The organism is Collinsella sp. SGI.178 (assembly GCF_050313495.1).
In the GTDB taxonomy this organism is placed as follows: domain Bacteria; phylum Actinomycetota; class Coriobacteriia; order Coriobacteriales; family Coriobacteriaceae; genus Collinsella.
Genome location: NZ_JBNPLM010000017.1, coordinates 33671 through 47724, shown reverse-complemented (window position 1 = coordinate 47724; position 14054 = coordinate 33671). Strand labels below are relative to the sequence as shown.

The following is a 14054-nucleotide window of genomic DNA, read 5'->3' as shown; positions in this document are numbered from 1 at the left end:
TATCTCAAATCTCGAGACTGGATTGGGGGCACAGGAGTTGTAGAGCTCAATAAGTTCATCGAGTGAAATGATTCCACAGGCATCTGTGTAGGCGCGGGCGAAGCGCCGTACTTCTTGATTTGATTCAAGCGCACGGCGCTCCCAAGCATCCAAAACGTCCTGCGGACTTCGATAGCGGGCATGACGATCGATGCGCGATGCGCTCCAACGGTTATCAGCGGCAACGTTCATCAGATCCAAGCGCAGATCTTTGTCGGCGATGCGAGCGAGCGACTGATAGTGTTCTAGATCAAGCTCCGGTCGAAAACTCATGTCTTCCGGAACAGTTCGTGCGAGCTTTATGCAACGCTTGAGATAGGTCGGGCCCAGGCTTGGGCTAAAGTGCTGCTTGAGGTGGCAAGCGATGGGCGAGAGTAGGCCATTTAGATTGGAAATGGGGTATCCGGCAATCTCTTGCTCGAGACGGCGCCCGATGAGCAGAGCCCCTTCCGAAGAGGCCTCATGGTCGGTGCCTTTCTGACCGAGGTGTTTGGCCTCGACAATCCTGCTGATATCCGAGCAGGTGTTTGAAATAATGTCGGGTGAAAGGGTTGGTATCTTTTTTGCCATAGCGATGCGCTCCTGTGTGACTCACGGAAAAGAAACAGTCTGATTGTGAGTGCCGTTCTTTGATGGCGACGGCGAACAGGAGCGCAGCCTGTCTGAGATGGGCGAGTGCGGTAACCACCGATCTTACTTACCGAGCTCGCTCCAGCGTGTCATTGGGGACCTCCGCAGGAGCTCTCGACCAGTCTCATGCCTTGAGATGAGTATAACACAGAGAGCAAACATATGTTCTATAAATATGAGAAACCGAAGCCCTACCCACTCATTTAAGTGCGTCCCCAATGAGTACCTACGGTTAGCTAGTCATTGGGGACGTTCTTTAACGGCTAGTCATTTAAGAACGTCCCCAATGAGTACTCGCACGCTAGAGCAGGTTCTCCTGTACCCATGCGATGATGTCGCTCGATTCGTAGAGTGGTTTGCCGTCGATGAACAGACAGGGAACCTGGCGTTTTCCGCCGACGGCGATGAGCGTCTGCTCGGCATCGGGGTCGGTCGAGATGTTGCGCTCGGGGATGGTCACACCGTTATCGGCAAGGAAACGCTTGACCTTCATGCAATACGGGCAGCCGGTCATAACGTACAGCGTGAGCTCATGATTAGTAGCCATAGGTCTCCAATCGGTTGAGGTTTTGATTGAAATACCCAAAGCCGCCGCGGTCTATGCATGAGCTGACGACGACTCGATGGCCTGTACCAGAAACGCCGTGGCTCCGGTGCCGCAGGGCTTGTCGTAGTAGTCGATAAAGCGCTGGTCAGCAAGATAGCCGTGGGCGAGGCCCAGGTATGCTTCGTCTTGGGGCTTGTGCCCCCAGTTAAGGCCAATCCATCGACGGTGCATCGCGACAAGTTTGCGGGCCTCGCTTCCATCCGCATCGCCGTCGCCCATGGCAATCGAAAGCTGGCCCAGAATAGCGCGTTCAAGTTCCTTCATGTCGTTCCATGTCTCGGGGTCCATGTCCAGCAGTGCTTCGTTTGCTGCGTCGATCGCCTCGTCGCCATAGCGCGCCCGCGCCTCGGCACCGTAGCGCTCCTCGTTTTCCTGCACGGAGCGCCAGCGTTCCAGTTGCGGCAGGACGGCGCCCATGAGCGAGACGGCTTCGTCGAGCGACATGCCGGTGTTTTGCGCCAGCCGCGGGGCACAATCCTCGATCATCGCCTCCATGGTGGTGTCGTAGGTGTACTGGCCGTGGTCGTAGCACCACTTGCAGTAATGGTCGGTCGTGGCGCCCACAGCATCGGTGCCGCAGTCGTCGGGTGTGAGTATCATGCCGCAGCTCTGGCAATAGTGCTCGGGCATTTCGAGCAGGTGGGACAGCGGTTCTCCGGTTACGGCGGCAATGAGCTTCATCATGTCGATGCCCGGGGTGACTTCGCCGCGTTCCCAACGGCTGACGGCTTGGCGTGTGACGAAGAGCTTGGCGGCGAGCTGCTCTTGGGTAAGGTGATGGGCGCGGCGAATGGCAATGAGCTTTTCTGCAAAGGCCATAGCGACTCCTTTCTGCTGGTTGATGGCTTAAGCATACGCGGCGGCCGGCTCCCTTCCAAGCAACCGTTGGTTGCACGACGGGAGACCGCGGCGAAGAATTGCGCGCTGCACCCCACACCTCCATGCCGTACAATGACCGGCATGGAACCTATCGCACACATACATACCGACCTGCCGCAGAAGTTCGGCATTCCGCGCAACAGCTTTTTGGCGCCCCACCTGCAGGGACGCATCGTCTTTGAGCCGGAATTTGCCTCCAACGCAGCAGTTGAGGGTCTGGACTCCTTCTCTCACCTATGGCTGCTGTGGCGCTTCGAAAACGGAACGCCCGGCGGCACGGCTAAGGATATAGCTGCCGATGCCAAGACGCAGGACAGGTCCGGCACCAACGTCAAGTGGTCGAAGACTGTGCGCCCGCCGCGTCTGGGCGGAGCCGAACGCGTGGGCGTGTTTGCCACGCGGAGTCCGTTTCGCCCCAATCCCATCGGTCTTACCTGCGTCAAGCTCAGCCGCGTTGAGCGCACCGACGACGGCCCCATCATCCATGTACTGGGGGCCGACCTGCGTGACGGCACGCCCATCTACGACATTAAGCCCTACATCCCGTTTGCGGACTGCCACCCGGATGCGACCGGCGGCTGGATTGAGGATGCTCCGTGGCAAGAGCTCGATGTTGAGTTCCCGCAAGCGCTTCAAGACATGGTCCCGCCCGCAAAGCTCCCCGGTCTGGTCGAGGTTCTTCGCCAAGATCCGCGCCGCGCGGGCAGCAAGCACGAGCCAAACCGCGTTTACCACTTGGCTTACGCCGGACTCGACATATCGTTTACGGTTGACGGGGCCAGGTTGACGGTAACCGCCATCAACGACGCGCGAGACTAGCCAGCCATTCGTCCGCACCCGTCAAATTAAGCGCCAAACCCCATGCCAAAATCGCCTACGCTGGTGGACAATAACGCCTACCGAATCATTCCGCTCTGCACGGGGGCTCAGCATGAAATACGACTTCACTTCAATCATCGACCGCCACGGCATGGACTCCATCGCCGTTGACTCTTGGGGTGAGATCCCCGGTATGGCTCCGAACGCACCCGACGAGGGCTTCGACCGCATTCCCATGTGGGTGGCGGACATGAACTTCGCCACGGTGCCTACAGTCCAGGAGCACATCATTCAGCGCGCCCAGCACCCCATGTTTGGTTACTTCAATCCGCGTTCCGAGTACTTCGACCGCATCATCGAATGGCAGAGCCGCCGTAATGGCGTCGAGGGCCTGGCGCCTGAGCATATCGGCTACGAAAACGGCGTGCTGGGCGGTGTCGTGTCGACGCTGCGCGCGTATGTCCAGCCGGGCGATGCGGTGTTGGTCCACAGCCCCACCTACATCGGCTTCACCAAGTCCATCGAGGCCGCGGGCTATCGCATTGTCCACAGCCCGCTTCAGCTCGACGACCAGAGCGTGTGGCGCATGGACTTTGAGGACATGGAGCGCAAACTCGCCCAAAATCACATCCATGCCGCAGTGTTCTGCTCACCGCACAATCCCTGCGGCCGCGTATGGGAGCGCGACGAGATCGAGCGCGCCATGGACATTTATCGCGAGCACGATTGCGTGGTGATCTCGGACGAGATTTGGTCCGATATCATTCTGCCGGGACACAAGCACATCCCGACGCAGTCGGTGAGCGAGGATGCCCGCATGCGCACGGTTGCCCTCTATGCGCCGAGCAAGACGTTTAACCTGGCGGGTCTGGTCGGCAGCTACCACATTGTCTACAACGAGACGCTGCGCGACCGCATGTGCGCTGTGTCTAACAAGACCCATTACAACGAGATGAATGTCCTTTCGATGCATGCGCTTATCGGTGCCTACCAACCGCAGGGCTACGAGTGGGTGGACGAACTCAACCAGGTGCTTGCCGACAATATCGAGTACTTCTGCGATTACGTGGACGAGCATTTTGAGGGCGTGTCCTACTCGCGTCCGCAGGGCACGTACATGGTGTTTCTGGACTGCACCGAGTGGTGCCGCGAGCATGGCCGTGATATTCAGTGGTTGCTCGACGAGGGGGCACGCGTGGGCGTGGGGTATCAGGATGGACGTCCGTTCCATGGCCCCTGTCACATTCGCGTGAATCTGGCGCTGCCGCTTTCGCGCGTAAGGGAAGCGTGCGACCGCCTAGACCGTTACGTTTTTGGGGTATAGGGGTCGCACGATTCGGGTACTGCGGCTTGCGCCCGTGTCGTCAACGTGCGTGGGCGCATAGGGCGCAGAGGGTTGCGAGCACGTTTTCCACGTTTGCTACTTTTCTTGAATTTGCTTGCCGCAAAGGTGTTCAACCGTAATTTCATACAGTTGGACGCCCCTGATACTTTGCTTGATCTCCTCTTCGACCTCTTCGGCAGAAGGATAGTACTTGAGGGCAAACTGTCGGACTTTGTCTTCGACAAACGCCGGGTCATCGTTCACGAGGCGGCAACGGCCAAAAACCACAGTGCTCTGAACATAGGGTGCCCAGTCGTCGTCTTTGTACCAATCGTTGCCATAGACGGTAAAGCAGACTTTGTCGCTGCGTTTGAGTGCATCGACCTTATGCCCCGCCTTGGCTCCATGAAAGTAAATTTTGTCGTGCTCGGGGTCAAAGTAGTAGTTAACGGGAATGGCGTAAGGATAGCCGTCGTCTCCGTTGACGGCAAAAATGCCGCGTTTGCAATTAACGAGCAGCTCTCGTGCCTCTTGATCGGTGATAGCACGCTTCTTTCTACGAAGAGGTCTAAACATCGTGGGTTTCCTTTCTTTCCGCGTGTTGCGTGCACGGCGGTGGGTGGTATGTCTATATCAAGATACTAGTTCAGGCTGCGAGGCCGACGGGAACATCCTATTTGTCGCAGATTGAAACGCACTTTTTTGTTGTGGAAGGATTGTCCCTCACAACTCGTCGTCTAGGGGCATTCTCGATGGCTGGTTTCGTTTGCGGGGGAGGCGTGGGACAATACCGACCAAAAGCGATTGCTTGTCCTGAAAAAGGGGGTCTCGATGAAAAAGCTGAGGACGCTGGCCGATGTGTTGCGTCAAGCCGGTTTCGTGCGCATCACGGGCCTTTTTCTCGTCTTTTATCTTCTGTGTTCAATGGCTGTTTGGCTCTCTGAGCCAACAACTCTTACGTTTGGCGATGGCCTTTGGTTTAGCTTTGAGACCGTATCGACGATCGGCTTTGGCGACATTCCGGCCGAAACGCCGGTCGCCCGTGTCATCACGGTCGTCCTGAGCGTTATCAGCATTTTTTACATTGCCATGCTCACGGGCGTGGCGGTGAGCTACTGCAATATGCTCATCAAGATGCATCAAAAGGACACTATGGCGCGCTTTATGGATGATCTTGAGCATTTGGAAGAGCTTGATCGTGACGAGCTCGCCGATCTGTCGCGCCGCGTGCGCGAATATCGCCGGCGCCAGCGCTAAAACGGGCGCCGCGCGTCACGATAAGGGGGACTGAATTTGAATATCACCGTGTATCTGGGTGCCAGTATCGGCAATGACCCGGCGTTTCTGCCTGCGGTGCAGGAGCTGGGCAACTGGATTGGCGCCAACGGGCACGCGCTCGTGTACGGCGGATCCAAATCGGGCCTGATGGGCGCGCTCGCCGATAGCGTGCTTAATGCCGGCGGGCACGTGACGGGTGTGGAGCCGAGCTTTTTTATCGAGGCCGAGTTTCAGCATGACGGTATCGACGACCTCATCGTGACGAGCGATATGGCGGAGCGTAAGGCAAAGATGATCGAGCTCGGCGATGCGTTCATTGCCTTTCCCGGTGGGACGGGCACTCTCGAGGAGATTGCCGAGGTTATGTCCGCGGTGTCGTTGGGGCACCTGAGTGCTCCGTGCATCCTGTATAACCTGGACGGTTACTACAACGACCTCAAGGCGCTGCTCGTACACATGATTGATAAGGGTTTATCAAGCCCACGGCGCCAGCAAGGCATTTACTTTGCCGAGGATCTGTACGAAATCGCATCAATTATCAACGGATAAGCCTTGAGCCTGTCCCGCTGTGGTCCCCGGTGGCTCCGTTTGCAGCGCAGACGGTTGGCTCGTCTGGGCCACACTCGCTCTACAATAAAACGTATCTATGTCGACTTTGACCGCGGGAGGACCCGATGGATAAGCTCGCTAAACCTACAAACCGCGCGCTGTTTTTAGTTAGCGTTGCCGTGACCGGTGCGTTCGCAGGTGCCGCGGTCTGGCTGTTCTTTTTTGTGATGGAGCACGGCATCGACTATCTATGGACCGAGATTCCGCACGCACTGGGCGTCGCTTCGCCCGAGCTCGCCAGCGGCCCGTTTGGCTTTCTGCCGTACCCGTTTTTTGTCTGCCTGCTGGGCGGCCTGTTAATCGGTCTGTACGAAAAGATGACAGACACCAAGACCGATAACCTCAATCAGGTGATGGCTAAGGTCAAGCAAGATGGGCGCTACCCGTACGACAATCTGGGCAAGCTTTCGCTTGCGGCATTGCTGCCGCTGCTGTTTGGCGGAAGTATTGGACCGGAGGCCGGCCTGACCGGCGTTATCGCGGGCCTGTGCAGCTGGGTCGGCGACCGCATGCGTCGCTTTGGCGCCGAGTTTAGGGAGCTCACGCTGCTGGGTACCCAGGCTGCCCTGACGGCGCTCTTTACCGCGCCTGTGTTTGGCTTTGTGGCGCCGCTCGCCGGTAGCGCCGACGGCCAGGGCGAAGATGCCGACGATGAGTCCGCGTCCGACGAGATCACCATCAAGCTGCCCAAGGCGCAAAAGACCGTGGTCTATGGCATTGCGATTGCCGGCGGTCTGGGCACTTACCTGTTGCTTGGCCAGCTCGTGGGCGGCGGCATGGGCATGCCCAGGTTCGAGTCCGCCGAGGTGGGCAACCTGGAGCTTGCCTGGCTCATTCCGCTGGCGTTGCTCGGCACCGTTTGCGGTTGGCTGTACTTTGTCTCCGAGCACGCGAGCGAGGCGCTGTCCCATGCAATAGGGGGGCGTCCTGTCGTCAAGGCCATGATGGCCGGTCTGGCGCTCGCCATCTGTGGCACGCTCCTGCCCTACACCATGTTTGCCGGCGAGACCCAGGCCGATGTGCTCATGGAAACCTATCTGACCATTCCCGCCGGCGTGCTTATCGCGACCGGTCTTGTCAAGGCTATGCTGACCCCCGCCCTCATCAATATGGGCTGGCGTGGCGGTCACTTCTTCCCGGTTATCTTCTCGGGCGTAAGCCTGGGCTATGGTCTTGCCATCCTCACCGGCGCCGATCCGGTCTTTTGCGTCGCCGTCTGCACGGCATCGACGATGGGCGCCGTCATGCGCCAGCCTGTCATGGTTGTGGGCCTGCTGCTCATGTGCTTCCCGCTCAAGGGCATCGTCTGCATGATCATCGCCGCAGCCATCGCCGCCGGCATTCCGCTGCCCAAGCCGCTGCGCAAGTAGCATATTGCGCTTTGCGTTTGTCCAGAACTCGTTTTGAAGAAGCCGCGCGAGGCCATTTGTTTACGGCCTCGCGCGGCTAATGTTTAGAGCTTCCTCAGCACAATGGCGATGGTGTTGAGGCATTCGAGCGCACCGGCTTCAACGGCAGCGCGGTCGCCTGCTGCGTACTCGTTGTCGCAGGCGAGCCAGTCTTTCCATGCTTCGTCCGTGCAGAGCATAGGCTGCATCGAGACAATCTCGACGCCGGGGGTCGGCTCGATCATGGCGCGCCACCAGGCTATGTCGTGCATATAGTCGAGCTGCTCGGGTGTCCAGGATTTGAGCAGGCAAACGGGGGCAGGTTGTCGTGGCAGTCGCGAACCATGCCGGGGATGCTTAAGTAGAGCATCCCGCCTTGCTTTACGTAGGGGAGTAGGCGCTCACCCAGATAGTGTGGGTCACGGCCGTAGTAGTTGTACGAGTCGATACTTACGACCGCATCAAAATAGTCGTGCTCAAACGGCAGCCCCTGCGAGGCGTCTGCCTTAACAGGGTGAATCGTGTCGCGCGAGATACCGAGCGAATCGAAGAACGCACGGTTTTCGACGGGGTCGCTCCACAGATCGACAGCGTAGGTGTCAAACCCGTATTCGCGGGCGAGTAGGGCGCTGGAGATACCGGTGCCCGATCCAAGGTCGCAGACGCGGACGCCGCAGGGGATATGCACATCGCGAAGCAGCTCTTCGCAGAGCTTGAGGGGATTGGGGCCCATAATCTTAGAGCGTACGAGTGTCGCGCCGAAGCTAGTTGCTTTTGGGAAGGATTGAGATTCCTGGGTTTGCATTGTTCTTTCCTATCAGGTGCAAAAATGGCAGATGACGGAGGCGGAACGGCGCAACAAACCACGGCCGTTGGACGGCCGTTTTCGTGGTTCTATGCGATTGACCGTTCCCTAAAGAACAATGACCAAAAAGACATCCCCTTGGATGATCGAGACTGAGCCGAGGCCCGTGACGTTTATATTGTAAAACGTCACGGGCGTGCCGGGATATGCCGTTTGTCACGGATTTGCGAGCGTCTAGATCTCGCTTGGCATCGGCGCTATTTCCAAATCGCGAGCGCGGAGGTGCCTAGGACGATGAAGGCGAGACCGATGGCGCTGCGCCGTGAGAGTTTTTCGTTGAATGCCAGGCGCGCAAATAGTACCGATACGACAATCGATAGTTTGTCGATCTGCACCACGACGCTCACCTGGCCTGTGGCGATGGCGTAGTAGCACAGCAGCCACGATGCGCCAGTCGCAATGCCCGATGCCGCGAGAAATACGAGTTCGTAGCGGTCTACGTGCACGGCTTGGTCCATCTTGCCTTTAGCTGCCACGATTGCCCATGCCATAACCAGTACCACACAGGTACGGATTGCCGTGGCCAGGTTGGACTCGACGCCTTCGATGCCAACCTTGGCAAGGATGGACGTGAGCGCCGCGAACACGGCGGCGCCGAGGGCGTAAGCGAGCCAGGTCCGGTCTTGCTGCCGCTCGGATCCGGCAAACTGCTTCTTCTCGATCATTAAAAACGTACCGAGGGTGATGACAGCGGTTCCCACGAGCTTAACCGCAAGGTTGCTCGTCTCGCCAAAAAGCACGATGGCGATCAGTGCAGCGAGTACGGTACTCATCTTGTCGACCGGTACGACCTTATTGACGTTTCCGATGCCCAACGCCTTAAAGTAACAGATCCACGAAGCACCGGTAGCGAGTCCCGAGAGGACGAGAAAGAGCCAAGATCTGGGTTCGATGCTGCCGATGGTTCCAATGGATCCAGAAATGCCCGCCATTGCCCAGGCGAAAACGAGCACCACGCAGGTGCGAATGGCCGTCGCGACATCGGAGTCGGTCTGCTTGATGCCGCATTTGGCCAGGACTGATGTGACGCCGGCAAAGAAAGCCGACACAAATGCTGCTGCGACCCACGACACGGGTGAAATGCCTCCCCAAAGAACGACCGCGCCAGATTTACGGCGCTCGTCCGATGATACCGTCCCGCCATGAAGCTTTGATATCGCTGTGGTGAGACAGGGGCCATAGTTCGAGAGGGCATTTGGTTAAGGCTCGAATCGAAGGTGAATGGTTTTCCGCGAAGTGAACGAGTAAATCTGGACCCCTGGAACATGCACACTTTTTTCGAACAAAACTACAGGATTCTTAGACAAAAACCGAAGGAATTGAGTCCTTAAAAATGTCGATGCTACAGGGCACTGTTTTTACTCGTTCACTTCTCGGAAAAGTATTCACCTTCGATATGCTGACGGTGTCTTTTTGGTTGCCAAGAACTAGACGGCCTGCTGTGAAGGGCGGTGGTGACGCTATGCCGCCTCGTCTCATTGAAAAAATAAGCGGGGTACCACCTAAGCTTTTTTAGCCGTCGATTACAGATCGCGTACTCGATAAACCTTGGTGCTGACAGCGCAGCTGATTACACATAGTGCGAGCGCCAGTACGGCAGTTCCTGCACACAGACAGCCAAGAACGGCGGGATCGGGATTCGCCCCGGCAATCGACATAAGCCAGTTGCTGATGGGGTTGGAGGAGCTTAGCGTGGCCATGGCAAGGCATCCGAGCAGGGCAAACAGGCCAACGGATAGGCGCAGCGCCTCCATGTGTCCAAATCGAAAGAACAGCGGCTGCGCCAAAAACACCATCATGAGGGAGATGAGCATCGATGCTGCCGAGGCGATTGCGATTTCAAAGACCGTCTGTCCCGTCGAAGGAATGCCCGCGCTGTTGAAGAGCGGGATGGAGGCGATGCTCAAAAGCGTGGCGGCGCACGTCATGACGGCCGAGAAGACAACGATGCTCAGGTAGCGGGCACAAATAATGTCTTTGCGCGTGAGGGGCAGCGTTGCCCGATAACGCTCCCATCCGTTTTGATTGTCGAAGCCTGCCAGCGAGCTCATGACCATGATAGGCGACATGGCGCTGAGCGCGCAGGCGCCGGCACTCATGCCGGAGTCGCCACCTGACGTGTTGGCGAGGGTCAGCACAACGAATATGAACAGGCCGACGCCCGCTATGCTTGGGACAAGCGTGCGAACGATGGCGAGCTCGGACATAAAGGCGCGTTTCATTTCGAAGCCCCTTTCAGCGTGAGGCGTAGATAATCGTCAATGGTTGCCCGATCGCAGGGAATCTCGGGGAAGGCCTCGAGCGTTTCGCGACGGTTGGGCACGAGCACGTCCACGCTATAAGCGTGGTGGGCGGCACGGGCGCCTTCGACGCAAGCCATAAGCTTGGCGGCCTGCGCTTGGGTACAGTGGGCGATGCCGGCGCGGTCGGTAATGTCCTCGCGCGGCAGGTCAAACACAATCGAGCCGTTATCGATGCAGATGATGCGGTCGGCAGCGCGATCGAGGTCGGAGGTAATGTGGCTCGAGAGCAGCACGCTGCGCTGGCCGTCGGCGACAAAGGCAAGCAGCTCATCAAGCAGCTCCTCGCGTGCCATGGGATCAAGACCCGCGGTGGCTTCGTCCAAAACGAGCAGCTTGGCCTTGTGGCTGAGCGCACAGGCAAGCTGCAGCTTCATGCCCATGCCGCGGGAGAGGTCCTTGACCTTCGCCTTGGGATCCAAGCCAAATCGGTCGATGAGGCTGGCGAAGGTGTCGTGGCTCCAGGTGGGGTACGCCGGGCTTACGAGTGCCTCAACTTCGGTCACCTTGAGTGTGGAAGGGAAGGGGCATGTGTCCAGCACGAGGCCGATACGGGCGTGCAAGCAGCGCTGCACTTCACCGGGTACGTCGGCGCCACAGCACTGCCCAAACAGGTGTACCTCGCCGGCATCGAGCTTTATAAGCCCGAGCGCGGCGCGAATGGTCGTTGTCTTGCCGGCGCCGTTTGCGCCCACAAAGCCAACAATCTGGCCGGGCTCCACGGCGAGCGTGACATCGCGTAGTGAAAAGCGGTCGCTTACAGCGCGTGAGATGCCTTTGAGTTCAAGCAAGTTTTGCATGGTATAGCCTTTCTTGCAGATGGCTACTGCATGGTTTCGGGGGCTACCAGGTCGAGCATTTCGTGCAGTTTGTCGCGCGTGACGCCCAAGGCTTCGGCTTGGCTCGCCGCTTTCGCAAGCAGGTCTTCGATATGGCATAGCTGGTTTTCGCGCAAGAGCTCCTGGTTGCCCTCGGCGACAAAACAGCCCTTGCCCTGCACGGTGCAGATAAACCCGAGTTGCTCTAGGTCGGCGTAGGCGCGCTTGGTGGTGATGACGCTCACACCCAGGTCGCTCGCGAGTGCACGGATGCTGGGGAGTTTGGCTCCCGCAGCGAGCGTGCCCGATAAGATCTGAGCTTTGACTTGCGAGGTTATCTGCTCGTAGATGGGCTTGTCGCTCGAATTGGATAGGATGATGTCCACAGCGGCTCCTTAGCTGTTGGGCTACACGTGTATATAACCGGTAAGCACAGTATATATACACTATGCACAGTTATGCAAGAGGCAAATAAGGATTGTCCGCTCGTTCATTCATCTCAATCTGTAACATCTGGAACCGATTTGGACGGCTACCTGTTACAGATTGAGATTTTGCTGGTGGGCCCCACCTGGTTGTCTCAATCTGTAACAACTGGAGAAGTTTTTGGCTGCTAGATGTTACAGATCGAGATCTTTCTGGGACGCCCACCTGTTTGTCTAAATCTGTAACAGGTAGAGGTTCAAAAACCGTCTAGATGTTACTGATCGAGACAAACTGCTGCGGAGTGCCGTCATCGACTGCTACACAGGCCCCAACTGATGAATTTGTCCTGATAGGCGCCCTAGAGCGGAATTTCGCGGCTACAATAGTACGGCTACAACGACGTAATGCACTCAATGCAAGAAAGGATCCGCATGGCAAGCCTGTCGGATGAAATCTCGTCGCGCCGCACATTCGCGATCATCAGCCACCCGGATGCCGGTAAGACCACGCTTACCGAGAAGCTGCTGCTCTATACCGGCAGCATCCAGACCGCCGGCTCGGTCAAGGGCAAGAGCTCGGCCAAGCATGCCGTCTCGGACTGGATGGACATCGAGAAGGAGCGCGGCATTTCCGTCACCTCCTCGGTGCTGCAGTTCACTTACAACGGCGCCTGCGTCAACATCCTCGATACCCCCGGTCACCAGGACTTTTCGGAGGATACCTACCGTACCCTTATGGCCGCTGACGCCGCAGTCATGGTCATCGACGGCGCCAAGGGCGTCGAGGCCCAGACCAAGAAGCTCTTTAAGGTCTGTACGCTGCGCCACATTCCCATCTTCACCTTTGTGAACAAGCTCGACCACGAGGCTCGCGATCCGTTTGAGCTCATGGAAGAGATCGAGAATGTCCTGGGCATCAATACGTATCCCATGAACTGGCCGATTGGCAGCGGCCGCAATTTCCGCGGCGTGTTCGATCGTCAGGCCCGTCGCGTCATTGCCTTTGAGGGCGACGGTCACGCCAACGCCACCAAGAAGGTCGCCGAGGTCGAGGCCGAGCTGGGCGATTCTTCTATGGATGAGCTCATCGGCGAGGAGAACCATAAGAACCTGATGGACGACATCGAGCTGCTCGATGGCGCCGGCGACGAGCTCGACTTGGATGCCGTGGCCTGCGGCAAGCTGAGCCCGGCGTTCTTTGGCTCGGCGCTTACCAACTTTGGCGTGGAACCCTTCCTTAAGGAGTTCCTGCGTCTGGCCCCGACGCCGCGTGCCTATACCGATACGCTTACGAGTGAACCGGTCGACCCCTGCCGCGACGACTTCAGCGGCTTTGTGTTTAAGATCCAGGCCAACATGGACAAGAACCACCGCGACCGCATCGCCTTTGTGCGCATTTGCTCGGGTAAGTTCGAGCGCGGCATGGATGCCTTCCACGTGCAGGGCAACCGCAAGCTTAAGCTTGCCACGGGCACGTCGATGATGGCCGACGACCGCGCCATCGTGGACGAGGCGTACGCGGGCGATATCGTGGGCCTGTTCGACCCGGGTATCTTTAGCGTCGGCGACACCGTGTGCTCCGGCAAGCGCCATGTGCAGTATCCGCAGATTCCGACGTTTGCCCCCGAGATGTTCGCTCGCATTACGCAGGTCGACACGCTCAAGCGCAAGCAGTTCGTCAAGGGCATGGAGGAGCTTGCCCAGGAGGGCGCCATCCAGATCTTCCGCGAGCTTGGTGCCGGCATGGAGAGCGTCATCGTGGGCGTGGTCGGCGTGCTACAGTTTGAGGTACTCGAGCGCCGCCTCAAGGCCGAGTACCGTGTTGAGGTTCGTCGCCAGCCGCTGCCCTATACGGACATTCGCTGGATCCAGAACGACCCCGACACCATCGATATCCCGGGCCTTTCGCTCACGCGCGACACGTTGCGCGTCGAGGACATGCGCGGTGGCAAGCTGTTGCTGTTTACGAGCCCGTGGAACGTGGATTGGGCAACCGACCACAACCCCGACCTTATCCTGTCGGAGTTTGGCAACGTAGTCTTTTAACGCATCGGCGCGGTGGCCCTGCGGGGC

The 14054-nt window shown here is 58.1% G+C and carries 16 protein-coding genes; 6 read left to right on the top strand and 10 right to left on the bottom strand.

Going from position 1 to position 14054, the window contains the following annotated elements; translation table 11 throughout:
* The 3 genes from ACQRAQ_RS06260 to ACQRAQ_RS06250 form a co-directional block, all read right to left on the bottom strand.
* Window positions 1–609: hypothetical protein (locus ACQRAQ_RS06260; RefSeq protein WP_427794278.1), on the bottom strand; the 609-nt coding region annotated here is incomplete at its 3' end.
* 361 nt (window positions 610–970) lie between these two features.
* A complete protein-coding gene (locus ACQRAQ_RS06255; RefSeq protein WP_154516949.1) occupies window positions 971–1216 on the bottom strand; it encodes a glutaredoxin family protein in 246 nt (81 codons plus the stop codon).
* Window positions 1217–1267: 51 nt separating this feature from the next.
* The gene (locus ACQRAQ_RS06250) at window positions 1268–2095 is read right to left on the bottom strand and encodes a TipAS antibiotic-recognition domain-containing protein (protein ID WP_427794277.1); all 828 of its coding nucleotides are present in this window, start codon (window positions 2093–2095) and stop codon (window positions 1268–1270) included.
* A 141-nt stretch (window positions 2096–2236) separates the two neighbouring features.
* On the opposite strand from ACQRAQ_RS06250, the gene tsaA reads away from it, so the two are divergent.
* A complete protein-coding gene (gene tsaA, locus ACQRAQ_RS06245) occupies window positions 2237–2974 on the top strand; it encodes a tRNA (N6-threonylcarbamoyladenosine(37)-N6)-methyltransferase TrmO (protein ID WP_427794276.1) in 738 nt (245 codons plus the stop codon).
* A 112-nt stretch (window positions 2975–3086) separates the two neighbouring features.
* Window positions 3087–4298 (top strand): MalY/PatB family protein, encoded by a 1212-nt coding sequence (locus tag ACQRAQ_RS06240; RefSeq protein WP_154516958.1) that lies wholly within the window; start codon window positions 3087–3089, stop codon window positions 4296–4298.
* A 96-nt stretch (window positions 4299–4394) separates the two neighbouring features.
* Here ACQRAQ_RS06240 and ACQRAQ_RS06235 read toward each other — a convergent pair whose 3' ends face one another.
* On the bottom strand, window positions 4395–4874 hold the full coding sequence (locus tag ACQRAQ_RS06235) for a pyridoxamine 5'-phosphate oxidase family protein (protein WP_154516961.1): 480 nt from the start codon (window positions 4872–4874) through the stop codon (window positions 4395–4397).
* Window positions 4875–5129: 255 nt separating this feature from the next.
* On the opposite strand from ACQRAQ_RS06235, the gene ACQRAQ_RS06230 reads away from it, so the two are divergent.
* The 3 genes from ACQRAQ_RS06230 to ACQRAQ_RS06220 all read left to right on the top strand — a co-directional run bounded on the left by ACQRAQ_RS06230 (window position 5130) and on the right by ACQRAQ_RS06220 (window position 7555).
* Entirely contained in the window at window positions 5130–5555 is a 426-nt protein-coding gene (locus ACQRAQ_RS06230) for a potassium channel family protein (protein ID WP_154516963.1), read from the top strand.
* A gap of 36 nt (window positions 5556–5591) precedes the next feature.
* A complete protein-coding gene (locus tag ACQRAQ_RS06225) occupies window positions 5592–6125 on the top strand; it encodes a TIGR00730 family Rossman fold protein (protein ID WP_427747526.1) in 534 nt (177 codons plus the stop codon).
* 125 nt (window positions 6126–6250) lie between these two features.
* Entirely contained in the window at window positions 6251–7555 is a 1305-nt protein-coding gene (locus ACQRAQ_RS06220; protein ID WP_427794275.1) for a chloride channel protein, read from the top strand.
* 83 nt (window positions 7556–7638) lie between these two features.
* On the opposite strand, the gene ACQRAQ_RS06215 is transcribed toward ACQRAQ_RS06220, so the two are convergent.
* The 6 genes from ACQRAQ_RS06215 to ACQRAQ_RS06190 all read right to left on the bottom strand — a co-directional run bounded on the left by ACQRAQ_RS06215 (window position 7639) and on the right by ACQRAQ_RS06190 (window position 11942).
* Window positions 7639–7818, bottom strand: a complete 180-nt coding sequence (locus ACQRAQ_RS06215) for a hypothetical protein (RefSeq protein ID WP_427794274.1) — start codon at window positions 7816–7818, stop codon at window positions 7639–7641.
* Window positions 7819–7832: 14 nt separating this feature from the next.
* Entirely contained in the window at window positions 7833–8378 is a 546-nt protein-coding gene (locus tag ACQRAQ_RS06210) for an SAM-dependent methyltransferase (protein ID WP_427794273.1), read from the bottom strand.
* 257 nt (window positions 8379–8635) lie between these two features.
* Window positions 8636–9511, bottom strand: a complete 876-nt coding sequence (locus ACQRAQ_RS06205; RefSeq protein WP_427794272.1) for an EamA family transporter — start codon at window positions 9509–9511, stop codon at window positions 8636–8638.
* Window positions 9512–9961: 450 nt separating this feature from the next.
* Window positions 9962–10660 carry an ABC-2 transporter permease gene (locus tag ACQRAQ_RS06200; RefSeq protein ID WP_427794271.1) on the bottom strand — a complete coding sequence of 233 codons (699 nt, stop codon included), beginning with the start codon at window positions 10658–10660 and terminating at the stop codon, window positions 9962–9964.
* Complete coding sequence (locus tag ACQRAQ_RS06195; RefSeq protein ID WP_427794270.1) at window positions 10657–11538, bottom strand: ABC transporter ATP-binding protein; 882 nt, start codon at window positions 11536–11538, stop codon at window positions 10657–10659. The genes ACQRAQ_RS06200 and ACQRAQ_RS06195 overlap by 4 nt, the downstream gene beginning before the upstream one ends.
* A 23-nt stretch (window positions 11539–11561) precedes the next feature.
* Window positions 11562–11942, bottom strand: a complete 381-nt coding sequence (locus ACQRAQ_RS06190) for a GntR family transcriptional regulator (RefSeq protein WP_370450620.1) — start codon at window positions 11940–11942, stop codon at window positions 11562–11564.
* A 471-nt stretch (window positions 11943–12413) separates the two neighbouring features.
* Here ACQRAQ_RS06190 and ACQRAQ_RS06185 point away from each other — a divergent pair, with 471 nt between their 5' ends.
* Window positions 12414–14027 carry a peptide chain release factor 3 gene (locus ACQRAQ_RS06185; RefSeq protein WP_427794269.1) on the top strand — a complete coding sequence of 538 codons (1614 nt, stop codon included), beginning with the start codon at window positions 12414–12416 and terminating at the stop codon, window positions 14025–14027.
* Window positions 14028–14054 lie beyond the last annotated feature (27 nt).